General features: G+C 38.5%; 23 protein-coding genes and 1 pseudogene. 18 read left to right on the forward strand and 6 right to left on the reverse strand.

Going from position 1 to position 24,550, the window contains the following annotated elements:
- Positions 1-7 precede the first annotated feature (7 nt).
- The 11 genes from rpmJ to rpsI all read left to right on the forward strand — a co-directional run bounded on the left by rpmJ (position 8) and on the right by rpsI (position 7,226).
- Entirely contained in the window at positions 8-121 is a 114-nt protein-coding gene (gene rpmJ / locus BM121_RS20095; protein WP_003156543.1) for a 50S ribosomal protein L36, read from the forward strand.
- Between the two features lie 17 nt (positions 122-138).
- The gene (rpsM, locus tag BM121_RS20100; RefSeq protein ID WP_091486134.1) at positions 139-504 is read left to right on the forward strand and encodes a 30S ribosomal protein S13; all 366 of its coding nucleotides are present in this window, start codon (positions 139-141) and stop codon (positions 502-504) included.
- Positions 505-528: 24 nt separating this feature from the next.
- Positions 529-918, forward strand: coding sequence for a 30S ribosomal protein S11 (rpsK, locus tag BM121_RS20105; RefSeq protein ID WP_091486137.1), 390 nt, complete (start codon positions 529-531; stop codon positions 916-918).
- Between the two features lie 204 nt (positions 919-1,122).
- Positions 1,123-2,067, forward strand: coding sequence for a DNA-directed RNA polymerase subunit alpha (locus tag BM121_RS20110; RefSeq protein WP_091486139.1), 945 nt, complete (start codon positions 1,123-1,125; stop codon positions 2,065-2,067).
- A gap of 43 nt (positions 2,068-2,110) precedes the next feature.
- Positions 2,111-2,464, forward strand: a complete 354-nt coding sequence (gene rplQ / locus BM121_RS20115) for a 50S ribosomal protein L17 (RefSeq protein WP_091486142.1) — start codon at positions 2,111-2,113, stop codon at positions 2,462-2,464.
- Positions 2,465-2,787: 323 nt separating this feature from the next.
- Positions 2,788-3,621 (forward strand): energy-coupling factor transporter ATPase, encoded by an 834-nt coding sequence (locus tag BM121_RS20120; protein WP_091486145.1) that lies wholly within the window; start codon positions 2,788-2,790, stop codon positions 3,619-3,621.
- The gene (locus tag BM121_RS20125; RefSeq protein WP_091486147.1) at positions 3,597-4,466 is read left to right on the forward strand and encodes an energy-coupling factor transporter ATPase; all 870 of its coding nucleotides are present in this window, start codon (positions 3,597-3,599) and stop codon (positions 4,464-4,466) included. Before BM121_RS20120 ends, BM121_RS20125 begins: the two co-directional genes overlap by 25 nt.
- The gene (locus tag BM121_RS20130) at positions 4,463-5,257 is read left to right on the forward strand and encodes an energy-coupling factor transporter transmembrane component T family protein (protein ID WP_091486150.1); all 795 of its coding nucleotides are present in this window, start codon (positions 4,463-4,465) and stop codon (positions 5,255-5,257) included. The genes BM121_RS20125 and BM121_RS20130 overlap by 4 nt, the downstream gene beginning before the upstream one ends.
- Positions 5,258-5,272: 15 nt before the next feature.
- A complete protein-coding gene (gene truA / locus BM121_RS20135; protein ID WP_091486152.1) occupies positions 5,273-6,052 on the forward strand; it encodes a tRNA pseudouridine(38-40) synthase TruA in 780 nt (259 codons plus the stop codon).
- A 324-nt stretch (positions 6,053-6,376) separates the two neighbouring features.
- Positions 6,377-6,814, forward strand: coding sequence for a 50S ribosomal protein L13 (gene rplM / locus BM121_RS20140; protein WP_091486154.1), 438 nt, complete (start codon positions 6,377-6,379; stop codon positions 6,812-6,814).
- A 19-nt stretch (positions 6,815-6,833) separates the two neighbouring features.
- Entirely contained in the window at positions 6,834-7,226 is a 393-nt protein-coding gene (rpsI, locus tag BM121_RS20145) for a 30S ribosomal protein S9 (protein ID WP_091486157.1), read from the forward strand.
- Positions 7,227-7,314: 88 nt separating this feature from the next.
- Here the strand turns inward: rpsI and BM121_RS20150 are convergent.
- Positions 7,315-7,505: pseudogene (locus BM121_RS20150) on the reverse strand (tyrosine-type recombinase/integrase); the annotation flags it as partial.
- A 107-nt stretch (positions 7,506-7,612) separates the two neighbouring features.
- On the reverse strand, positions 7,613-8,584 hold the full coding sequence (locus BM121_RS20155; RefSeq protein WP_091486159.1) for an aldo/keto reductase: 972 nt from the start codon (positions 8,582-8,584) through the stop codon (positions 7,613-7,615).
- A 288-nt stretch (positions 8,585-8,872) separates the two neighbouring features.
- Here BM121_RS20155 and BM121_RS20160 point away from each other — a divergent pair, with 288 nt between their 5' ends.
- From BM121_RS20160 to BM121_RS20185, 4 genes are all read left to right on the forward strand, one after another.
- Positions 8,873-9,313, forward strand: a complete 441-nt coding sequence (locus BM121_RS20160; RefSeq protein WP_245780863.1) for a MarR family winged helix-turn-helix transcriptional regulator — start codon at positions 8,873-8,875, stop codon at positions 9,311-9,313.
- Positions 9,314-10,523: 1,210 nt separating this feature from the next.
- Positions 10,524-10,796: a hypothetical protein gene (locus BM121_RS20175; protein ID WP_091486163.1), complete on the forward strand. Its 273-nt coding sequence runs from the start codon at positions 10,524-10,526 to the stop codon at positions 10,794-10,796.
- A gap of 60 nt (positions 10,797-10,856) precedes the next feature.
- The gene (locus BM121_RS20180; protein WP_091486168.1) at positions 10,857-11,045 is read left to right on the forward strand and encodes a hypothetical protein; all 189 of its coding nucleotides are present in this window, start codon (positions 10,857-10,859) and stop codon (positions 11,043-11,045) included.
- Between the two features lie 387 nt (positions 11,046-11,432).
- Complete coding sequence (locus BM121_RS20185; protein ID WP_245780864.1) at positions 11,433-14,438, forward strand: phosphatase PAP2 family protein; 3,006 nt, start codon at positions 11,433-11,435, stop codon at positions 14,436-14,438.
- 501 nt (positions 14,439-14,939) lie between these two features.
- On the opposite strand, the gene BM121_RS20190 is transcribed toward BM121_RS20185, so the two are convergent.
- Positions 14,940-15,335: a carboxymuconolactone decarboxylase family protein gene (locus BM121_RS20190; protein ID WP_091486170.1), complete on the reverse strand. Its 396-nt coding sequence runs from the start codon at positions 15,333-15,335 to the stop codon at positions 14,940-14,942.
- Between the two features lie 15 nt (positions 15,336-15,350).
- Positions 15,351-17,024: a thiamine pyrophosphate-binding protein gene (locus tag BM121_RS20195; protein WP_091486172.1), complete on the reverse strand. Its 1,674-nt coding sequence runs from the start codon at positions 17,022-17,024 to the stop codon at positions 15,351-15,353.
- Positions 17,025-17,776: 752 nt separating this feature from the next.
- On the opposite strand from BM121_RS20195, the gene BM121_RS20200 reads away from it, so the two are divergent.
- Together BM121_RS20200 and BM121_RS20205 are read left to right on the forward strand one after the other, a co-directional pair.
- Positions 17,777-18,289 carry a type 1 glutamine amidotransferase domain-containing protein gene (locus tag BM121_RS20200; protein WP_091486174.1) on the forward strand — a complete coding sequence of 171 codons (513 nt, stop codon included), beginning with the start codon at positions 17,777-17,779 and terminating at the stop codon, positions 18,287-18,289.
- Positions 18,290-18,629: 340 nt separating this feature from the next.
- A complete protein-coding gene (locus tag BM121_RS20205; protein WP_091486176.1) occupies positions 18,630-21,881 on the forward strand; it encodes an FIMAH domain-containing protein in 3,252 nt (1,083 codons plus the stop codon).
- Between the two features lie 91 nt (positions 21,882-21,972).
- Here BM121_RS20205 and BM121_RS20210 read toward each other — a convergent pair whose 3' ends face one another.
- Both BM121_RS20210 and BM121_RS20215 read right to left on the reverse strand, forming a co-directional pair.
- Positions 21,973-22,887 carry a VanW family protein gene (locus BM121_RS20210; protein WP_091486179.1) on the reverse strand — a complete coding sequence of 305 codons (915 nt, stop codon included), beginning with the start codon at positions 22,885-22,887 and terminating at the stop codon, positions 21,973-21,975.
- A 106-nt stretch (positions 22,888-22,993) separates the two neighbouring features.
- Complete coding sequence (locus BM121_RS20215) at positions 22,994-23,341, reverse strand: winged helix-turn-helix transcriptional regulator (RefSeq protein WP_091486181.1); 348 nt, start codon at positions 23,339-23,341, stop codon at positions 22,994-22,996.
- Between the two features lie 153 nt (positions 23,342-23,494).
- Between BM121_RS20215 and BM121_RS20220 the strand changes: the two genes are divergently transcribed.
- Positions 23,495-24,550, forward strand: coding sequence for an LLM class flavin-dependent oxidoreductase (locus BM121_RS20220; protein WP_091486184.1), 1,056 nt, complete (start codon positions 23,495-23,497; stop codon positions 24,548-24,550).

Raw genomic sequence — 24,550 nt, forward strand, 5'->3', positions numbered from 1 at the left:
ATGGAAGATGAAGGTAAGACCATCTGTAAAACCGATTTGTGAAAAATGCAAGGTTATTCGTCGTAAAGGAAAAGTAATGGTAATTTGCGAAAACCCTAAGCATAAACAAAAACAAGGATAAGGAGGTGTAATCAGTCTATGGCTCGTATTGCTGGTGTAGATGTTCCGCGTGAAAAACGCGTAGTGATTGCTTTAACCTACATTTATGGTATTGGAAAAACAACCGCCATGAACGTATTGGAAGAAGCTGGTGTTAGTGAGAACACTCGTGTTCGTGATCTAACAGAAGAAGAATTAGGGAAAATACGTCAAACAATTGACAGCTATTCTGTAGAAGGTGATCTTCGTCGTGAAGTATCCTTAAACATTAAGCGTCTAATTGAAATTGGCTCTTATCGTGGTGTACGTCATCGTCGTGGTTTACCGCTTCGAGGACAAAAAACGAAAAACAACTCACGTACTCGTAAAGGTCCAAGAAAAACAATGGCTAACAAGAAGAAATAAGATAAAAAGGAGGTTTGCTTACTTATGGCTCGTAAAACTAATACACGTAAACGTCGTGTGAAAAAGAATATAGACACGGGTATTGCACATATTCGTTCTACATTCAATAACACAATCGTAACGATTACTGATGTTAAAGGAAACGCGATTAGCTGGAGTAGCGCAGGAGCGTTAGGTTTCAGAGGCTCTCGTAAATCTACTCCTTTCGCTGCACAAATGGCTGCTGAAGCTGCTGCTAAAGCAGGTCAGGATCATGGTATAAAGTCTTTAGAGGTTACAGTGAAAGGACCTGGTGCTGGACGTGAAGCAGCTATCCGTTCACTTCAAGCAGCAGGTATTGAAGTAACTGCCATTCGAGATGTAACACCAGTTCCTCATAATGGTTGTCGCCCGCCAAAACGTCGTCGAGTATAATTACAGTATATTATTTGTTAATCTGTCTATAATGGTTTATGATAGCTTAATAAAGTTTTTTGAATGTTTATTAATTACATCATTGCTTTCGACAGACACATTATCACAATTGCATAGTGCAGAAACGGGAACTGCCTACCTGGGGAATTTCGGTTAGACTGAGGTCTAACCGGGGTTTCGACGTTTTAGAGGAGGGTTTAATAGATGATCGAAATTGAAAAACCAAAAATAGAAACAGTAGAAATCAGTGATGATGCTACTTATGGCAAATTCGTTGTAGAACCACTAGAACGTGGATATGGTACTACACTTGGTAACTCCTTGCGTCGTATCCTATTATCTTCACTTCCTGGCGCTGCTGTAACATCTGTTCAAATGGATGGAGCTTTACATGAGTTTTCGACAGTTGAGGGAGTTGCAGAAGATGTGACAACTATTGTCTTAAACTTAAAGAAACTTGCTCTTAAAATCTATTCAGATGAAGAGAAAACTCTTGAAGTAGATGTGCAGGGAGAAGGAAAAGTTACGGCTGCAGATATCATTTTCGATAGTGATGTAGAAATTTTAAATCCAGATCTTTATATTGCTACTATTGGTAGTAATGGTCATTTAAAAATGAGAATTTCAGCACAAAGTGGCCGAGGGTATCGCCCAGCTGACTCTAATAACCATGATGATCGTCCGATTGGTGTTATTCCAGTGGACTCTATCTTCACTCCAGTATCAAAAGTAACCTATCAAGTAGAAAATACCCGTGTTGGTGAAGATGCCAATTATGATAAGCTTACTTTTGATGTATTGACAGATGGAAGTATTCGTCCAGAAGAAGCAGTTTCTTTAGGAGCTAAAATCTTCACGGAGCATATGAACATTTTTGTTGGTTTAACAGACGAAGCGAAAAATGCTGAAATCATGATCGAAAAAGAAGAAGATCAAAAAGAAAAAGTTCTTGAAATGACAATTAAAGAACTTGATTTATCTGTAAGGTCTTATAACTGCTTGAAGCGAGCAGGTATTAATACTGTACAGGAATTAGCCCATAAATCAGAAGAAGATATGATGAAGGTTCGAAACTTAGGTCGTAAATCACTTGAAGAAGTGAAGCATAAATTAGAAGATCTAGGTCTTGGACTACGAAACGAAGATTAATCACGACACCTTTTAGAGATTTCGAACGAAGGAGGGATATTCCATGGCTAGAAAATTAGGACGTACAACGGATCAACGTATGGCTTTGCTTCGAGGTTTAGCAACGGATCTTATTATTCATGAACGTTTAGAAACAACACAAGCAAAGGCAAAAGAACTTCGCTCAGTTGTTGAAAAAATGATTACACTTGGTAAGCGTGGCGACCTTCATGCTCGTCGTCAAGCTGCATCATTCTTATACAATGCAGAAGCGAGCGAAAATGAAGATGCTGTTCAGAAACTTTTCAGCGATATCGCAAGTCGCTATGAAGAACGCCAAGGTGGATATACAAGAGTGCTTAAATTAGGACCTCGTCGCGGTGACGGAGCTGAAATGGCAGTCATTGAGTTAGTATAATTCCATAGCAAACAAAGCAAGGGGGCAGGAGCAAATCTCTTTAAGAGGTGCATCCAAGCCCTTTTTTTGTTTTGTTAAGAAATAAGCGAACGTTTTATTAAAAAGATAAACTGGTGCACAAAATACATAAGCTGTGAAGTAAACGTATTGTGGATTTGTTCCTTTCACCTTTTTGATAGTGTGTGCTGAAATGTTTTAGTTCATTCGACCTTGTAAAAATCTTGTATAACCAAATTTAGATGAGTTAGCTAAAGGGTGTATTATGATATAATAGAAGTTGATGGATATTACCCGGGAAATAATGATTTTAAGGAGAAGTAATGATGCCTGCGATAGAATTTCGTGATGTATATTTTCGATACAATGAAGATGCCCCTTGGGTATTAAAAAAGTTCAACCTAAAAATAAAGGCAAATGAGACCGTCGCTATTATTGGACATAACGGATCAGGCAAATCGACAATAGCTAAATTAGCAAACGGTTTACTAGTACCACAAGCAGGAGAAATTTTGATCAATGACAGAAAGCTAACGACTTCAAACGTCTGGGAAATACGACAAAAAATCGGGATGGTATTTCAAAATCCTGAAAATCAATTTGTAGGCACTACGGTAAAAGACGATGTCGCTTTTGGTCTAGAAAATCGTGGTGTATCTCGCAAGGAAATGATCGAGCGAATCCATACTTCTTTAACCGAAGTCGGAATGGAGGATTATCAGAATCATGAACCACACAATCTTTCAGGTGGACAGAAACAGCGAGTTGCCATTGCAAGTGTCATGGCGACATATCCAGGGATTCTTTTATTAGATGAAGCAACCTCTATGTTAGACCCAAGAGGCCGAAAGGAAATTCTTTCAACCATTAATGACCTAAAGGAAGAATTAGAGATTACCATGGTGATGATAACACACGATTTACATGAGATTACCTTAGCTGATCGTGTTATTGTAATGAATGAAGGTCAGATTTATATAGATACTACGGTAGATCAATTATTCAATGATCACCAAGGTCTGCAGTCGATTGGCTTATCATTACCATTAACTGTTGAGCTGGCAATAGAACTAGAGCAATATGATTATCAGTTTGCAACATATCCATTAGATAATGAGGAGTTTTTGGAAGCATTATGGACATCCAATTTGAAAAAGTGAGCTATACCTACCAAGTGAATACACCTTTTTCCTATCAAGCACTTAAAGATATTAACCTAGAGATTAAAACGGGTGAATTTGTAGCAATTGTTGGGCACACAGGTTCTGGCAAATCAACGCTTCTGCAGCATATCAATGGATTGCTTCTTCCTACTGAAGGCCGAGTACAAGTAGGAGATTTCCTTCTCTCAAGAAAAAACAAGAGACAGGATTTGAAGAAGTTACGTGAAAAAGCAGGTGTTGTTTTCCAATACCCGGAACATCAATTGTTTGAGGAGACGGTAGAACGTGATATAAGCTTTGGTTTGAAAAATTTTCAAGTACCAGCAGATGAAATACAAACAAGAATTATGGATGCCTTGGAAAAAGTCCATCTATCAGAAGATGTTTTAGCAAAATCTCCCTTTGAATTAAGTGGCGGACAGATGAGAAGGGTAGCTATTGCTGGGGTGCTTGCGATGAATCCTGAAGTATTAATATTAGATGAGCCAACAGCAGGCCTTGATCCCAAGGGACAACAAGATATCATGAATATGTTTAACCATTTACATAAAACGAAGAATATGACAACGATCTTAGTCACACACCAGATGAATCATGCGTTAGCGTATGCAGATCATATCTTTGTACTTGCGGATGGCAGTGTGCAAATGGAAGGAACTCCTAAACAAATCTTTTCACAAGCGGATGAATTGAAAAAAGCAAACCTTGATATGCCAGACGTCCTTTCATTGATTAAGCGAATCAATCAGATGTTCGGTACCGATATCGCGTATGAACGTAGGCAGCCAGCTGCATTAGCAAAGGAAATAGCAGAAAGATTAAGGGAGAACAAGCGGTTATGAAGTCATTCATGATAATAGGACAATTTGTACCAGGCAATTCAATGGTTCATCGCTTAGACCCCAGATCCAAATTGATGGTTATTTTTACGTTTGTGATCATTGTTTTCTTTGCAAACAATAGTGTGAGTTACGGCTGGTTAACATTATTTGCACTTATATTAATATTATTAACGAAATTGCATATCGGCTATATTTTAAAAGGTATTACACCTGTTTGGTTTTTAATTATATTCACTTTCATCCTCCATCTCATTATTACGAAGGAAGGACCTGTTTTAATCGACATAGGAGGTTTCGCAATACACAAAGGTGGAGTGCTACAGGGTTTAACTATCTCGTGGCGTTTTTTCTTGCTTGTGTTAGTAACTTCTCTATTAACTTTAACAACATCCCCGATGGAAATCACGGATGCGATTGAAGAGCTGTTGGCACCATTTAAGAAGATAAAAGTACCAGTTCATGAACTAGCGCTGATGATGTCGATCTCCCTCCGTTTTATTCCGACATTGTTGGATGAAACAGAGAAAATCTCCAAAGCGCAAGCATCACGGGGTGTTGACTTACGGACAGGATCAATAAAAGATCGTGTGTATGCGATTGTTCCGTTACTAGTTCCATTATTTATTAGTGCTTTTAAACGCGCAGAGGATTTAGCAATGGCAATGGAAGCAAGAGGATATCGTGGAAGTGAAGGGCGAACAAAATTAAGACAATTACAATTCAAGAAGCTAGATTATATGGCAATGATAATCTATTTATTGATCATACTTATTTTTTTCAGTTTACGATAATAAGGGGCAAGTAAAATGAGATTAAAAGCAATCATTAGATATGATGGTACGTTTTTTTCAGGCTATCAAGTACAACCAAAAGGCCGGACGGTACAAGGGGTCATCGAAAAAGTTTTAACAAAAATGCATAAAGGTAACCATGTGCGCGTGACGGGATCGGGCAGAACCGATAAGGGAGTTCATGCGTTAGGACAGGTGATTCACTTTGATACGGAATTAGAAATTCCACCTGAAAACTGGTTAAGGGCATTAAATACCATGCTTCCGGATGATTTGGAATTTGTGTCGATTACAGATGTGCCAGATGACTTTCATGTTCGGTATGACGTCAGTGAAAAAGAATATCGCTATTATATCCTCAATTCCAAGGAAAAAGACTTATTTCGCCGTCATTATACCCATTTTGTGAAAGGGGATCTGGATCTCGGAGCAATGTCCAAAGCAAGTCAACATTTTCTTGGTAGCCATGACTTTACCTCTTTCTGTTCAGCAAACAATGATGTAAAAGCGGATAAGGTTCGTACCATTACGGATATTGCCATTGAGCAAGAGGAGGAAAATATTATCCTCCGTGTAAAGGGTACCGGCTTTTTATATAATATGGTACGAATTATTGTTGGTACATTAATTGATATTGGACTAGGTAACAGAGAACCAGAGGAAATCATAGAGATCATAGCAGCCCGAGATCGGTCAAAAGCTAGTAAAACCGCTCCCCCACAAGGGTTGTACTTGTGGGAAGTTAGCTATAATAAGAAAAGTACAGAGCGCTCGCCTAGCGACGAAATGAACTGAACCATAGGAGATAAAGGAAACACGATGGAACTTCCACACAGGGGTATGAAGAACAGGAAATGCTAGTATCTATGTTAGTCACAGGACTTGCTAGCAACTTGGAGCTAGACATCTCAGCATCAATTTTCTTGGATTCTAAAAAAAATTGCTAAAAACAACGAATCCTTGCGTGCAATCTATTGACATTTTAGATTATATATTATATTATGGTTTATGGCATTTTATTTTCTAAACCACGGATAGCCCCGGAAAGTTACTCGTGTTAGAATATAAATACGGATAAAGAAAATTTCTCAGAATGATTGATTTAGGAGGTAACAGATCATGCGCACAACTTTCATGGCAAATGAAAATAATATTGAACGCAAATGGTTTGTTGTCGACGCAGAAGGACAAACGTTAGGTCGTTTAGCAAGTGAAGTAGCTTCAATCCTTCGCGGTAAGCACAAACCAACATATACACCGCATGTTGACACTGGTGATCACATGATCATTATCAACGCGGACAAAATCGAACTTACAGGTAAAAAATTGAGCGATAAGTTATATCAACATCACTCTAATCACCCAGGTGGTTTAAAATCACGTACTGCTGGTGAAATGCGTGAAAAGTATCCTGAACAAATGTTAGAACTAACAATTAAAGGGATGCTACCTAAAGGTAAATTAGGACGTAAAATGGGTTCAAAATTACACGTTTATCGTGGAGCAGAACATAAACATGAAGCACAACAACCAGAAGTTTACGAACTACGCGGATAATTAAAAGGAGGTTAACATAGTGGCACAAGTACAATACTACGGTACCGGACGCCGTAAAACTTCAACTGCACGTGTACGTCTAGTTCCAGGCACTGGACGTATCGTTGTAAATACTCGTGATGCGGAAGATTACTTCCCATACGAAACACTTCGTACAATCATTAAGCAACCATTAGCATCTACTGAAACAGAAGGTAGCTATGATGTATTAGTAAACGTCGATGGTGGAGGATACACTGGTCAAGCTGGTGCAATCCGTCATGGTGTTGCTCGTGCATTATTAGAAGCTGATCCAGAATACCGTGCAACACTTAAAAGTGCTGGATTCTTAACTCGTGACGCGCGTGCTAAAGAGCGTAAGAAATACGGTCTTAAAAAAGCTCGTCGTGCACCACAGTTCTCAAAACGTTAATATATCAACGATTAAAGCACCTAAACCGAAATGGTTTAGGTGCTTTTTTTATGATTAAAATTGGTTTGTGTCTATATTTTGACTATATTTATTCTGATTTTAAATATTTTTGGAATGTGTCAGCCGTTTTTTGAGATGTGTATTCTGAAAACGTGTGTATAGACGTTCATGGTTGTTTGGATATCTTTATGTCCTAACCTTGCTTGTACTTCTTTTATGGATGCACCAGCTTCAAATAATAAAAGATGCGTGAGTATGTCGTAAACCGTGTACATTGATCTTGTGTAATTCAAACCTTCTTTCAATACTTCATTAGGTGTAACCCTTCTAATTGGTCTTAAATCGTCTCTGCAAACTACATACTTAATGTTCTTCCGTATGCCCTTTTATACCAATACATGTGGTACATAAAGTTCTTCCAAACTCTTAATTTCTTCAGATGTCAATTTGACTGATAACGCCGACACTGCATCTTCAAGATGGCTTATCTTGGTCGCCCCAATAATCGGTGCTGTGACCTCTTCCTTTTGCAACAGCCATGCAAGTGCGACCTGTGCTCGTGGAATACCTCGATCTGCAGCAACCTCCGCCACTCTTTCCGCCACTTTGCGATCAGCTTCTTCTGTCTTGGTAAACAGGGCCTTTGCTACTTGGTCATTTTCTGATCGAGCGGTCTGCTCATTCCAATCGCGGGTTAATCGACCTGCAGCAAAAGGTAAATATGGCGTAACTCCAACTCCATCATCTTTACAAAAAGGAAGCATTTCTCTTTCTTCCTCTCGATAAAGCAAGTTAAGTCTATTTTCCATGGAAATGAAACGAGTCCAACCGTTGCGTTCTGCCACATGTTGAGCTTTCGCGAACTGCCAAGCTGACATGGAGGATGCTCCGATATACCTTACCTTGCCTGCTTTAACTAGATCATGTAGTGCCTCCATTGTCTCTTCAATCGGTGTGTTAGGATCCCATCGATGAATTTGATACAAATCGATGTAGTCTGTACCCAACCGTCTTAGACTATTATCAACTTCTGTCACTATCGCTTTGCGGGAAAGTCCCATTGCATTTGGGCCTTTACGCATCGGAACGAATACTTTTGTAGCAATGACAACTTCGTCACGGCGAGCGAAGTCCTTTAATGCTCGTCCAAGAATTTCTTCACTTGTGCCATCAGAGTACATATTAGCTGTACTGAAAAAATTTATGCCTAATTCAAAGGCTTTTTTTATGATTGGTCTGCTCTTTTCTTCATTTAGTGACCATGGCGTATTTCCTCGTTCAGGTATTCCGAAGCTCATGCTTCCAAGACATAGTTCTGAAATTTCCAAACCAGACTTTCCAAGTTTTTTATATTCCATTTGTATAGCTCACTCCCTCTGTAATATATCAAAAAATTAATGATTATCTTTGTAAATCAGTGCGAGACTCCCATCATCACCACGGAAGTTGACATCTCTTATTCGAGAACGTGCCTGTAGTCTCCTTTCTGCGTGCAACTTTTTTCGTTGCAGATAAATTCTTTTTATCATGCCATGTATTTCATTGAGGTTGACGCGTCAACCTAATTACACTTTACTACCTTGCGGTTGACATGTCAACGATGTTATACTCCATTTATGAATAAAAAAATGATAAGTGAAGAAGAAATGCAAATATGGCATATGTGGAAAAGCTCTTATAAGAATATTTTTGGGCGCGTAGTAAAAGACATGTTCGGTCAAACTGGGCTATCGGAGGGGGATTTTGGTATATTAGACCGATTGGATCTTTATGGAAAAGGTAAGCTGCGCCAACAAGAATTAGTAGATTCAATGGATTGGACCAAGAGTCGGTTATCCCATCATTTAACACGGATGGAGAAACGTGGACTTGTTTTAAGGGAACCATTAAAAACTGAACGAGGAGTCCAGGTAATCATTACTTCGGCCGGAAAATCAACTTTGGATGATGCCCGCCCAGTCGTTTCCATGGCAATACGTGAGCATTTTTTAGATTTATTAACTGAACAAGATATTGAGTCCATTACTAATCTGGCGGAAAGAGCAAAAGTAAAGTCTTCATCGGCTTGTAAAACCCCACGTTCTTAATTGCGGTTTTTGATGTCATTCAAGAAGAGTATCATAATAAGAGACAAAACTCTTTTACAATAAAATGAGTTAAGAATATGTTAGAAAGGATAGAAAAGTGGTATTAAGGAAATAATAATTGATGGCCTTCTAGGAACTTTTTAAAAGTCATATTGATGGGCAACTGAAGGGTTGAACATACGGGCTGATTCTATTTAAGATTTAGTGAATGTCCAAACGCATAGTTAATATAATGACTCTGGTCACGGGTCCTTTCAAGATGAGGATTTATTAAACCATACATCACCTTTAGGATGGGAACATATTAATTTGCTAGGCGAATACCATTTTAATTTGGAGAAAGCAATTTCATTAGATTCTTTAAGACCATTAATTGAGGAAATCGTCAGGAAAATGGGCTTAGCGTTATAAATTCGAAATTATCTTAACTTGAGAATGTAAACTAAACTGTGTAAGTGAGAGAGCGTACGGCTCTTACTTCGCAGTTTAGTTTTTTATTTGGTGCATGCCCAGCAAGCCGTTAATTGCTAGTTGGTGAAAGTCCAACCCGAGTAAGTGCCAAGACGCTCGGTAGCTGACGAGCAACTGGTGGAGAAATCCTAAGGTTGAAGCCTCGTGACAAAGTAACTCTCATGCAGAGTGCGAGCAACTTAACAGGTTGTAACATCAAGTGAATCTTGTAGCCTCGTCAATTACAACCCTCTAAGAGGGAGAAGGGAAGTCGAGCTTGTACCTTATAAGCGAAGACCATGGAAGGTGTGAAGAACTTGGAATATCATCACCGAAGAATCCCTCGGGGTATGGAGAGCGACATGCTAAGAAAGTAATGAACGGAACTGGGGATGTCCTCCTCGGTCACTTCAGATAAGAGAAGAAGTAAAACAGAAACCTATAAGCAAATGCGAAGTGGTGGATGGGCTGAGAGGAAGTCGGAGGGGGTCAATAGTACCTATGATGGTCATGACAACACAACATGGTCTAGGGAAGGGCGGCAGAAGCCAATACCCTACTTCGTTCACATGTGAAAGGAGGTAAGAGTAAGTGAATGCTAAAATAGCTAACTACACCAGTCAGGTAAAAGCTTGACAACTTCAACGAACATTATACCTTTGTGCCAAGGGAAGTAAGACACGACGGTTTCATACGTTGTATGATAAGATGTATCGCTCAGATATCTTCCATATGTTACTGGAGATTGGATTATGGGTAGATGGAAAGATGGAAAGACTACTCAATATCTATTGCAGATAAAACAACTGTTGCAGCAGTAGCTGGCGCTATTGCTGCCTATATTACCTTTATTGGACCTGTACTTGGGGCTGGGGGAATGGAAACCGGACATTTCACAGCTAAATCAGATTATAGAATTTTAGACGGTAGTCATATCGAACAAAGACAAACGTTGATGACATGGGATAACGCAAGTCACGATACTCTATTAGATATTTCGACGGGTTACGAAGAGAAGTATACTGGTATATAATATAAATAACCACTCTAGCTGAGTGGTTATTTATACTAAGAAGAGAAAGGAGTGTGAAATATGCTAGAAGGTAAAATATTTTGGATATTTATGCTCGTTTATATCTCATTGGCTGTATTAATATTTTGGCTTGTTCCAATCGATATAGCGATTGTACCGATAGCTATTTTGCCCCTAGTGGTGTTTATACCGTATAACGTCCTAATCCTAAGAAATAGAAAAAAGGGGAATACTAAAAATAATCAATGAAAGAAAAGACATTGATCATAGGATTGCTGTCTTTTTAGTTATTTTATAATTTATAGGAATATTTAAATAAAATTCAAACATGAAAATTTATTATTCATATACAGCTAGATTGTTAAGCACTTATTTCTATATTACTTTCCTAATCTGCTGAGCTCATTGTAGTGTTCAAAAGCTTGATAAATCTCATAGTTTCTTTCTCCATATTCGTTAGCCATGTCACCTGTTCCATTTTTCGTGATAAGTCCCTTCCCTTCTACATAAAATTTACGAAATTTTAACAGTTTCCCTTAATTCATTTAACATACATTCCTTAAGGTGAGATTAGTGTGTTTAAATGATTTAAAAATTTGCATCAGAAAAGGAGAAATAAAAAAAGGTATGAAATTCATGAAAAAAATATCAATACTACTACTACTTGCAGTGCTCACTATGGCATCTTTTGAGCTTCCTGTTCAGGCTGCTAGTCAATATTCTGAAAAGGAGCATTCAAAACCTTCAAAGCCACAAGGGACTACTGAAGAAATAAATACAGATGCTCCTGATGTCAAGAAACCTTTACCAGCAGTGGATAATGGTGGAAATGCGAATGATTCTATCTTAAAAAATGTAGCTGGGACCAATCCTTTTATAAGTATTTTAGATGGTTTTGATCAAATATGGTCTATGAATCAACCAGATTGGAGAGACGGAACAGCGTTAACTATACCAGGTGAAAATGGTGAGATTGCTAAATATGGTGACGGACCTACCGTTTATTTTGATGGATATAAAAATGATGAGACAAAGTTAGTAGCTGATAAGAATACATATGTTAACGAAGAAATCAGAGATCCAGAGACTTGGACAGCTAATATGAAATATGTAGAAGACGTCACTAAGAACAGAACGGATGAAGAGGCGTTAGCGGCCTATTATGATGATCAAAGAGATAAGATATATAGTATGATGGAAGCATATGGGCCTTTAGCTAATACCTATGTAGATCTCGTTAATCCGATCACAAGTGTTGTCAGATCAACAGAGGACATGAATGTAGTATTGGAAGAGTCGACTGTTGAGGACCAGGGCCAAGGAATGGGGCAATGGGAGGGATCTGAACTATCAGATGCGTTGGATTTAGTTCATTTAATTAGATTTAGGAATCCTTCTTCGTCAAATCCTTCTAAGTACTTTTTCTCTTCTCCAAGACCTTACAGAATGAATTCAAATGGAGAAGTGAAAGAAGTTGTTGATGAGAGCGGTTTACCTGATTGGGACACAATCGGCAGTGGTGAGAGTACAGTAAAAGAATTACCTTCAGGCGGCAAAAAAGAAATGGGAGAAAGACATTACCAACAATACGAAACGAATGTGGAAGTAATTCCTGCATTAGAATATGTAAAAAGAAAAGCGGAAGACGGGAGAGGTAAAGACGGTGCTTTTCCAAGCGGGCATACAAGTGCATCATATTTGTCAACATTCGGATTTGCATACGCAACACCGGAAAGATATGCTGAATTTTTAACAAGAGCAGCTCAAATGGGAGAAAATAGAATAGTGACTGGCATGCACTCTCCACTTGATGTTATAGGAGCAAGAATACAAGCTACTGCAATGACTGCCTATGCATACAATCTTTCAGAAAACCAAGAGGTATTGAATAAGGCTTATAACAATGCTGGAGAAGTATTCGGTGAATTAGCTGCATCAAAAGAAATGAGCTTGTACGAATATGCACATACGGTAACAGAGGATTATACGTTTGAAAGTGCGTACGATGAAGAAAAATGGGAAGATCATGAAGCAAATAAAGCATTCTATCGGGAAAAACTCACATACGGATTACCTCAAACAGGCGTAAAAGGTTTAGACCCTGTTGTACCTAAAGGGGCAGAAGTTTTGTTAGAAACTCGCCAGCCTTATTTGACCGATGAACAACGTAGAGAAGTGTTATATACGACAGAAATTGAATCAGGCTACCCTGTAATAGACGAATCAAATGGTTGGGGAAGAATTGATTTGGTAACAGCATCTGATGGATATGGTGCGTTTTCAAGCAATGTAACAGTGAATATGGATGCTTCAAAAGGGAGATTTAATGCCCATGATTGGTGGAGAAATGATATAACTGGCAGTGGTATGCTTACCAAGCAAGGGACAGGAACACTTACATTGACAGGAAATAATAGCTATTCAGGAGGCACATTGCTACAAGGAGGAACGTTAGAAGCTGCTTCTGCGACTGCTTTTGGTGAAGGTGACCTTTATGTAGAAAATGGTGCAGTTTTAGTTAATGTAGATGAACCCCTGAATTTAAACGGCAACTTAACAATGGAAGCTGGAAACCTAGATATTGCAATCAATAATGATCAAACTCAACTAAATGTAGACGGTCTAGTATACCTTGATGGTGGGGATCTGAATATGGACCTATCTAATTATGAAATAGACAAGGATACAACTATTACTTTAATGACTGCTGACAAGGTGGAAGGTAAATTAGATAGTGTAACTGCAGACGATTACGAGATAAGTGTTACCTATGATGATAACAGTGTCGTTGCACATATCAAGGCAGTCGATACTTCTGATCCAGGTACACCAGATCCTGAAGATCCGGAAAATCCTGTTGATCCGAAAGATCCAGAAAGTCCAAAAGACCCTGAAGAGACAGAAGATCCAAAAGATTCTGAGAACTCAAAGGATTCAGAGAAACAAGCCAGTCTTACTTTAATACCTGACATTACCGATGGCGAGGCATCGATCGAAACAGACTCGCTCTATCAGCTAGCTGAACAAGGTGAATTACGGATAGATTTACTTGATCATAATGATTCCGTTAACCTAGCATTTACTTCTGACCAAATAAAATGGCTGAAGGAGAATCATATAACGATCATTATTCAGTTGAAAAATGTCAGCTTGCAACTAGCTGCCTCCAATTTCACTAATGGATCCGAGGCTGCAACAATCCAGTTAGAGCGCTTAGATGATATTGATCACGCATTAAGTGTGGTCTATGAATTTGAGATCAAACAAGGCGAAAAACAATTAAATACCTTCGACGAAAAAGTGACGCTGACTTTTTCTGTTGTTAGCGACAATGTAAATGATAAAGATCAGGTGCAACTGTTCTATTTGAACCCAGAACTTGAAGAATGGGAAGCAATCGGTGGAGAATGGCAAGATGGAAAGGTGATGGCACAAACCGATCACTTTAGCTCCTATACCGTTTTTGAACAGGAAGCAATAGAACAACAGCCTGTTACGGATGACGGACAAAAAGAACAAGAAGTACAAGAAGGACAAAAACTACCGGAAACTGCCACTACGATCTATCAGTACTTATTAGCAGGGTTTTTACTCCTCTTAAGTGGCGTGTTTTTCCTCTTCATGAGAAGAAGAAAAGCTTAATCGTTTATGTAGAGAAATATAAAAATATCACACTAATTAGAAAGAGGCTGGGGCAAAAGAGTAATTAGATAGGAAAAATCCGAACATTAATTTCTGAGTACACATAACGCTTCGGCAAAATACTTCGCTTTCCATGGGCACGGCTTCAGCTCGTGCTATTCCCACAGGAGTCTGCGTATTTTGCCTACGCTTTGTCCAGATTGTTCGGATTATCGTTCTTCTTATTTAATTATGTCCCAGCCTCTTCTCTTTTTCGGACCATCTACCTCAAATGAAAAAACCCTTCTCGTTTTTGAGAAGGGTTTGGTATTGTGAGATATAATTAATGTTTTGTGAACTATGTGATGCAGGACTAGTTCATTGAAATCTGAGGCACAAAAGGTTCAGCAAAGCCAATTCAAATCATCATAAGTTATATTTTCGAGTATACCAATAACCTAAACCAAAAAATACTAGTATTATAATGAAATGTGAACACATGCTATCTTACAAAATATAAGGTTACTCTTCCGCATAGGTAGGGTTTTCTTCTATAAAAACCTGATATGTATCTTTAAACACAAATAATGCTGTCATGGCCTTCGGAAATCCTGCGTATCCACTACAATGATTAATTAATTCTAATATTTCATTTTTTGAAACACCAGCCCGTAGAGCGACACGATAGTGAAAAGTTAAATCAGTGCCTTGCTCTCCTTGTGAAATTAAGGATGAAAGGGTAATCAATGCTCTTTGTTTTAGGTCTAGCGAGTTATCTGAATAGAGATCTACATATCCAAACTCTAAGGCCAATTTAGCAAAGCGCGGTGAAAAATCTTGCACTTCTTTCATAACATTAACTCCATTTTCTCCTGATATTTCTCCAAGATTTTTCCAACCTAATTGTTGTTTATCCATTAGGTCTCCCTCCTTTTATTTAAATCTTAATTCGATAGGTGGCATTTCATCTTTTTGAACCATTAATTCTATAACGGTAGGTAGATGTGGTTCTTCTAGCGCTTGTAACGTAGCTTTTTCAATCTCCTCTTCAGTAAAGCAACGGTGGCCTATAGCACCTAATGAGGTCGCTAGTTCGCTTGCATTTATTTCTGTATCAAAGGTTACCCCTACAGATTTACCGTGAATGGTTTTCATCCCTTTATCCAACATATCATACATGCCATTATTAAAGACATAAATAATAACTGGTTGATTCTGGCAAACAGCTGTTGAGATTTCCAACCCATGCATAAAAAGGCATCCGTCTCCTGTGAAACAAGTAATTATCTTGTTTGGACTTGCTGCTTTTGCACCAATAGATAGACCAATCCCATTTCCCATAGCTCCAAATACATCGTCAAAAAAGAATGTACCAGGTTTACACACACTAAAGTGTCTTAAGGCATGAAACGTATGACTTCCATCATCCCCATAAGTAATTGTTTCAGAAGGTAATAGTGAGCGTAACAGTTTCATACACTTAGCTGCTGACAAAAATTCATTGTCCTCAGACGGATGATCGTTAAGGACATCTTCTATTTCAGTTTCATTTTTGAACGTGATTTTTTTAGGACTTTCAGGAGTGTAATGCAATATATGTTGAAGATTTTTTTTCGCATCTCCATTTATCATGAGAGTCTCAGATGGTATGGACTTCCCAACAAAGGTAGAATCAACATCAAATTGAATAACCTTCGTTGGGAAATTGTCCTCATGAAAGCTAGCAGTAGACATGTCACTAAGTTTGGAACCAATCACAATTAATAAATCGATCCCATTTTCTAAATAATCAGAAGCTGCTTGCGCTCCTCCAAGCCCTAATGTTCCTAATGAAAGAGGGTGGTGAGAAACGAAAGTTCCCTTTCCGCCTGGTGTAGTCATCACAGGGATATTCCATATTTCAGCTAGACGTTGTATTTCTGGATAGGCCTTCGCCCCATGGGCTCCTTTTCCAATTAATAACGCTGGACGATAAGCTTTTTCTAGCATGGAGAAGAATTTAGAGATATTGCCAGAAATAATAGGGTCTTCTACTTTTAAATAGTTCATTTGACTAGAGATTATATCTTTTTGAAGTATGTCTGAAGGAATAGATAAATGTACAGGCCCTTTGGGTCCAGACATAGCTTTTTCCAAAGCGTGTTGTAGATATAGATGAAGATTATCTTCGCTTTCCACTTTGGCACTAAATTTTGTTACCGGCTTAAAAACATCTACTAAATTAGTACCAAAAACACTAGAATCTTGACTTAACGCTCTCCCTGATTGTTTAAGCGGAGGGTGTCCTGTTATAAACAATACTGGCGCATTAAAAGCTGATGCTTGTGCAGCAGAAGTAACCATATTTGTTCCTCCTGGTCCAGAAGTGCCTACAGCAACACCCAAGGTATTGTTTTGCAAGGCATAGCCAATAGCCATGAACCCTGCACCACACTCATGACGTGATAAGACAAACTCCATTTCTTTTTCGTCTATAGAGAAAACTAGTGGAATAACACTTTTCCCAGGAACTCCAAAGACCTTCGTACAACCTTGTCCTTTAATAAAGTCTGTAATAATTTCTGATGCTTTTAATTGTTCACTTGTTTCATTTAAGATATTCTTCATATTATTACTTCACCTCTTTGGAAAGATTATTGTTGAGATTGTCCCAGGTTCATAGGAATATCTTCATTCAGAGAGTTTAAAATACCCGCTCTTTCACAGGGGGTTATGGTTCTAGCATATTTTATAATTGTTCTTTGGGCATAGTTAAATTTACAATGGAATCTAGTTCTGTTGGTTCCCCTTGTGATTCAAAGGCCATCGTAAGGGGCTTATTCCATTGCAGCTAATTCTTGCCCTTGTTTCTACTCATAATACAAAGGAATGGACAAAAGAATACCCCGGATCCTGGTGATAATTCATTGGTGGCTTCTACAGTGGTTTTCTCTTCCTACAAGCAACTACTACTCTTAAAAAAACTAACGATATACCCCCCTATAAATTGAAAAATTGGGATTTAAGTGTAATCTTGGTGTATAATGTAACTTTAACATATTAATAGAAAGAAAAGTGTTGTAATTTATCTAATTTTGTTAGAATTTAAACTTTTTTGTATTTTAAATCAAAAAATCCTAACACTATGATATGACTTAAAGGAATTTTTAGATCATTATACGTATGATTGTGGCTATATTTAATCGATAACCATTCTCCACTCTATATTAATTTTTAAAGGTTAAAGGACTCTGAGTTACTTTTTATCGAAAATGATTTAACCAATGTAAATAATCTGTAATGTTTATGGAGAACTTTCATGTGGAATTATCTAATACAAATAGAATACTAACTCTATACCTAAGGAGGAGTGTTTGGTAATGCCCAAAATAGCAACAGTGATTACAGATATGTTTGAAGATGTCGAGTATACTTCACCAGCGAGAGAATTCGAAGGTGTAGGTCATAAAGTCGTAACGATAGAAAAAGAAGCAGGCAAAACTGTCAAAGGTAAACAAGGTGATGCAACTGTTACAATCGATTATGGAATTGACGATGTGTCACCGGAGGATTTTGATGCATTGTTCATTCCGGGAGGATTTTCTCCTGATATACTGAGAGCGGATGATCGCTTTGTAAAATTCGCTAAGCATTTCATGGATGAAAAGAAACCGGTATTCGCTATTTGCCACGGACCTCAGTTATTAATTACAGCTAAAGCACTGGAGGGACGTGATGTAACAGGTTACCAGTCGATCCTGGTCGACTTAGAATACGCAGGTGCTAAAGTGCACGATGAAAGAGTGGTCGTTTGCGGTGATCAATTGGTTACCAGCAGACAGCCAGATGATATTCCGGCGTTTATTGAGGAATCACTTCAACTATTGCCATAAAGATTACAATTCCCCGTGAGTCAAATTAGACTTGCGGGGATTTTTTTATTCACAGCTAATTAGAAAGAACGGTGGATATCTGTTTAGTAAACTCCAAAATTTCACTTCTTTAAAAAATCCACCTATGAACAGTATCTCCACACAGTCTAAATTGTTTTGGTATATAAATTGTAAGAATGGTTGGTTGTTACCGCTTACATTATTGTTTAATCTGGAATAGAACCATCTAACCATTCTAATAAATGGAGAGGAGGAACAGCTTTCCTTAACAAAAGCTCTAAAACCATATACCGATAGAAGCTGCTGCCAGTCGTGACAATTTAAATAATGGAGGTATAATATGAGGCGATCTTTCTATTTTATGCTATGTTTTGTTATTTGTTTTTCTATACTGCCTATTTTGAATCCCATTGTCAATGCAGCTGAGGAGACAGAGCTTCTGGCCTTTCCGGGTGCTGAAGGCTTTGGACAGTATACTAAAGGTGGCCGTGGCGGTGAAGTCTATCATGTGACCAGTTATGAGCTGACAGGTCCTGGCACTTTCCATGATGCACTGACAACTGCTGGTGATACTCCTCGTACCATTGTGTTTGATATATCCGGGAATATTACAATACCGCAAATCATCGTAAGAAATAAGTCTAATATCACCATAGCTGGTCAAACGGCACCGGGAGACGGTGTAACCATAAAAGGAAATAATGTTCGCTTTATTGATAGTAACGATATTATTATCCGCTATATGCGTTTTCGATTAGGGAAAAATGACTTCCAAGATGATGCTTTATATTTTGAAGATAGTCAAAATGTCATCATAGACCATTCCTCGTTTTCGTGGGGAACGGACGAAAATTTATCCATATTAAGTAAGAGTTATGAAAATCCAGAATCGAAAAATATTACCGTACAATGGTCCATCATCTCGGAAGGGCTTTTAACGCATTCTATGGGTGGGCTAATTGAGATGAATACCATAACGATGCACCATAACCTTTATGCTCATAACAATGACAGAAATCCCAAAACAAAAGGACAAATCGACTTTGTAAATAACGTTGTATACAATTGGGGGCAATATCCTTATGTCGCTGGTGGTGAATCAGGTACAAAAGGATACGGAAATGTTGAAGGGAATTATTTTATCGCAGGTGTTAATTCGGGCAACCCTGAATATGCAGTAGTACGTGGAAATGAAAACTATAGCTTGTTTCTTGATAACAACCGGATTGACAGTAACAAAAATGGTGTTTTAGATGGAACAGACACAGGGACAGATATGATGGAAGCAGAAAGACCCAGTGTTATTGTTGATGAACGTTTTGAATATCCTTTAACGAATACAGAGGAGCCTGAGGAAGCCTACGAACACGTTTTAGGATTTGCTGGTTCATCATTAGTAAGAGACAGTGTAGACCAAAGAGTGATCCATGATGTCAGAAACCAAACAGGGGCCATTATTGGACATGAAAATGATGTTGGTGGTTTCCCGGTACTAGAAAAAGGGACAGCTCCGGAAGATACGGATCAAGATGGCATGCCTGATGACTGGGAGTTAGCGCAAGGGCTTGACCCGAATAACCCAGAGGATAGAAATGGAGACAAAAGTGGTAATGGTTATACTAATTTGGAGGATTATTTAAATGAAGTAGCTGCACAGACGTTTCCAGAGAATTATCCAATGGAACCTCCTGTTTGGTCTGGAGATCCATTTGTTCCACCAGAAGAAGAAACTGATCCAGAGCCGGAACCAGACCCTGAACCATTACCAGTAATGGATGGGGAAATTACGAAAAATGTAGTGATCAATGATAATAGTAGTGGCGGTAGTGTAAATGCAGGTAATTGGTCTGTCGAAGATAATCTTCAAGTTGGAGACTTGGTAGCGGGAGATAGGGATTCCTATCGATTTACCACCATTCCAGATGAATTACAAGGTGTGGAATGGATTCGTTCAGCAGTCAATTCCAGAAGTGCTACGAGTGAAGATTTAGTTTCCTTTTATTTAGCTGCTGATGCCAATGTCTATGTTGCTCATGATTCAAGAGTAAGTTCAAAGCCGGAATGGTTATCATCTGAATATGAGGATACTGGACAAACGATGGAAGATGATCAACCAGTGACGTTTGAACTTTATAAGAAGCACTATCCTGCTGGATCTTTTGTAGTAATGGGGCCAAATAATAACAGTAGCCGAATGAATTATTTTGCGCTAATCCAACCAACAAACCAACAGGAAGAGCCACCTGCTGTAAGTCCCGGTGATCTGGAAGCAGAAGTAGGAGCAGGTCAAGTTTCACTGAACTGGTCGTCTGTTGATGAAGCGGAGGAGTATTTAATCTATCGTTCTTCGTCAAAAGATCCTTCTTTTCGAGCTATCGCATCAACTGAAGCAAATAATTATCAGGATGATAAGGTAGAATTAGGTGTTTCTTATCAATATAAGGTATCTGCTATAAATGCCGGAGGAGAATCTGAACTATCAGAACTAACGGAAGTCTTTTTCTTTGATCCAAATGAACCGGCACCTGTTGCACCAACCGATCTAACTGTCACAGAAACAAAAAGTATAACGGTTATGTTAGAGTGGCAACCAGTAGAAGATGCGATTAGTTACGGTATCTTCAGGTCTACTGACCCAGACGGGGACTTTACTAAAGTAGCCAATACGACGAATGCTTCATATACGGATAAACCGGTGGATCCATCTACAACCTATTACTATAAAGTGTCGACAACAAGTATTGGTGGAGAATCCGAAATGTCGAGCGAAGTAAGTACAACAACCGAAGAGGCTATTAGCCTTCCGGATGTGCCAAAAGGTCTTTCTACTGGAGAAATAACAACCTCTACGTTTGAAATCCAGTGGGAATCTTTAGATGAAGCAGAGAGCTATGATATCTATCGAAAGGCGAATGAAGAAAGTGGATATAGTAAATTAGCCAGTGTATATACTTCCACCTACAAGGATGAAAGTGTAAGTATCAGTCGTACAGGATACAGCTACAAAATACTGGCGGTTAACGAAATGGGAGAGTCAGACCTGTCGGAAGAGATTAATGTGGACATGCCTCTGCCTGAAACACCATCCGATTTAAAAGTTACACTGGCAGGTAAGGATTTTGTTGGTTTGGCTTGGACATCAAACGGTGGTGCAAATCAGTACAATATTTATCGGGAAACGGATGGGGAGGTTGAAAATCTTGGTTATGCCAAGGTAGATAGCTACTATGATCGTACGGCAGAACCAGGGGTCACTTACACGTATTACATTAAAGCAGAAAATGCTAGTGGCGAATCAGAACAATCAAATGCAGTACAAGTAACATCAAGTCAAATTACGGTTTTAACCAATTACATGCAGCAATATGAAAAAACTGGCGATATAACAGGAGCGGTTGTGTCTCAACTAACCGAAACCTTAAAACAAGTAGAACATCATTTAGCTAAAGGCTCAACTCGAAAAGCGATAAAATTTATATCCAAGTATATTGAGCAACTTAATAAAGAGGTAAATGAAGAAAACATTTCACCATTAGCAAGTGCATATTTAAAACATTATGCAGAATCATTTAGGGAAGAGTTGAATAATTAAAATAAAAGGTTTCACTTTTTGAACAAGGGCAGTAACCCTTCCATATGGGGGTTATTGCCCGTTTTTTCTGATTAGTCTTATGCAGCTGATTCTAATTATTGGATAGCTGTATTTCTTTAGGTAGCTCCTTTGAAGCATCTGGTACTTTACGAGGGGTGTAATCAACCATGTCTGAAGAATAAATTTCAATGATTACTTTACCACCTAGTGTCTTAGATCGGATAAGTAATGGTTGATTAAAATTATTTTTAAACGTGAAATCAGGCCCATACCAGCTAACCGTTGCATCGCGTCCAGGCGGAACATAAGGTACCCTCTTACTATGAGAATATCGTTGCATAATTTGTGCTCCGGCACGGTCAACTGCATTAAAGAGAGTGGAAGACACTTGGCAAATCCCTCCACCTATGCCTTCCGATACTTCTCCTTTTACAATCTCAGGAGCAGGCATATACCCTTTCTCTTTTGTCCTTTTTCCAACAACCTTGTTAAAAGAAAAGGTCTTACCAGGAAATACAACATGGTTATTAATTGCTTCTGCTGAAAGAGAAATATTATGGGATCTTTCCTTGTTATTTGTATTAAAGTAGGTAATATATTGACCTATTTGTTGCGTTCGAATATTTGCCAGTAGCTCACTGTCTACATTTGGGTGTATTTTAAGTATTGGAGCTTCGATCCTGGCAGGCTCATTTTTAAAAATAAAGGCATAAAACAGTTCTTTAAATTTTTGGCGATGTAATTTATAACCGACTTGTCCAGGGACAATCACTCCATTTTTGTCGAGTGTTGCATCTACTGGTTCTTGGTAGATTTCTTGATCAAATTCTTTTATAAACTGTATATATTTGTCTTCATCAATCACTGGCTCATCAAACATAGGTACCATAAATTCAGCACGACTGACACTTGTAATTGGTTCACCTTGATATGTCACCACTAATTCACTATTCATGACGCTTTGATTAAGAAATAAATAAAGAATCGTTAAACATGTAATTTTCATACGCTAGTCTGCCTCCTAACATTAGTATGATTCGGAGACATGATTTCATGTATAAAATGCGCTAACCATCTGTGAAGGGAAAAATTTTACTGATGGAAGCCTCACTTTATCCATTCTCTTCTTGTAATTTCTCTTGCTTATGCAACGTATGTTTTACTCCCCAATCGTGCATGGCTTCTAAAATAGGTTGCAGACTCTTGCCATATTCCGTCATGGAATATTCGACTTTCGGTGGTACTACTGGATACACGACCCGTTCAATGATATCTTCTTCTTCTAATTCGCGTAATTGTTTGGTTAACATTTTTTGCGTAATTCCGGGCATACTCCTCTTAAGTTCATTAAAACGTTGTGTTCCATGATTAAGCAAGTGTAATAAAATGATTGGTTTCCACTTACCGACAAGTATAGATAAAGCATCTTCCACTCGACAGGCATTCGGTTCGTACTTCATAATAGTTCCTCCTCTGTTTTGTATACATTATAACATCCAACAGTATCTTTAGTGATACTATATTACTTTTAAGTGCGTACTTACATTTTATGTTTTTCTGCTTCATAATAACATAAGATAGCAAATTCTGATGTGTTAGAAAGGTTGTTTGAAATGGATAAATATCGTATGGATCCTAGTAAAGGATTAGAATTTGGCTTATATACATTAGGTGACCATTTGCCGAATCCGGAGACAGGTGAAAGAATTCCGGCAAGCCAGCGCTTGGATGAGTTTATTGAATTGGCAAAATTAGCGGAAGATGCTGGACTGGACTTCTTCAGTGTTGGAGAGAGTCACCAGGATTATTTCACAACACAGGCGCATTCTGTTGTGCTAGCAGCGATTGCCCAGGCAACAGAAAAAATAAAAATCGCCAGTTCTTCTACCATTATCAGCACACTGGACCCTGTCAGAGTGTACGAAGACTTTGCCACAATTGATTTAATTTCTAAAGGTCGTACGGAAATAATTGCGGGAAGAGCTTCTCGAGTTGGGAATTTTGATTTGTTAGGTTATGATTTACATGACTATGAAGAATTATATGAAGAAAAATTTGATCTTTTATTAAAAATTAATCAAAACGAGTACGTTGATTGGGAAGGACGGTTTCGTGCTCCATTAAAAAATGCCCATGTGCTTCCTCGGCCACTAAACGGTTCTTTACCAATTTGGCGAGCAGTTGGCGGTCATCCATCCAGTGCCATTAAGGCTGGTTATGCTGGTGTGCCAATTTTCCTTGCAACATTAGGAGGTCCGGCAACTCTTTTTAAACGAACAGTCGATTCTTATCGAGATGCACTAGAGCAGGCAGGACACGATTCGAAAGAATTTCCGATATCAACAGCTGGTTTCTTCTATTTAGCAGAAACAACGCAACAAGCACAACGAGAAACATATCCTTTTATCAATGCAGGCATGCAAAAGACAAATGGCAGAGGCTATCCAAAACAACACTTTGCCCAAGGCGCTAATCCGCATGATGTGATGAACATCGGGAGCCCACAAGAAGTAATCGAAAAAATATTATATCAACATGAAACGTTTGGCCACCAGCGATACGTTGCGCAAATGGACTTTGGCGGTATTCCGTTTGACAAATTGCGAAAAAATATCGAATTAATTGGAAAAGAAGTTCTACCAGCGATTCGAAAATACACAGCAAAATAA

Source organism: Gracilibacillus orientalis, from assembly GCF_900114645.1.
Lineage (GTDB): Bacteria > Bacillota > Bacilli > Bacillales > Amphibacillaceae > Gracilibacillus > Gracilibacillus orientalis.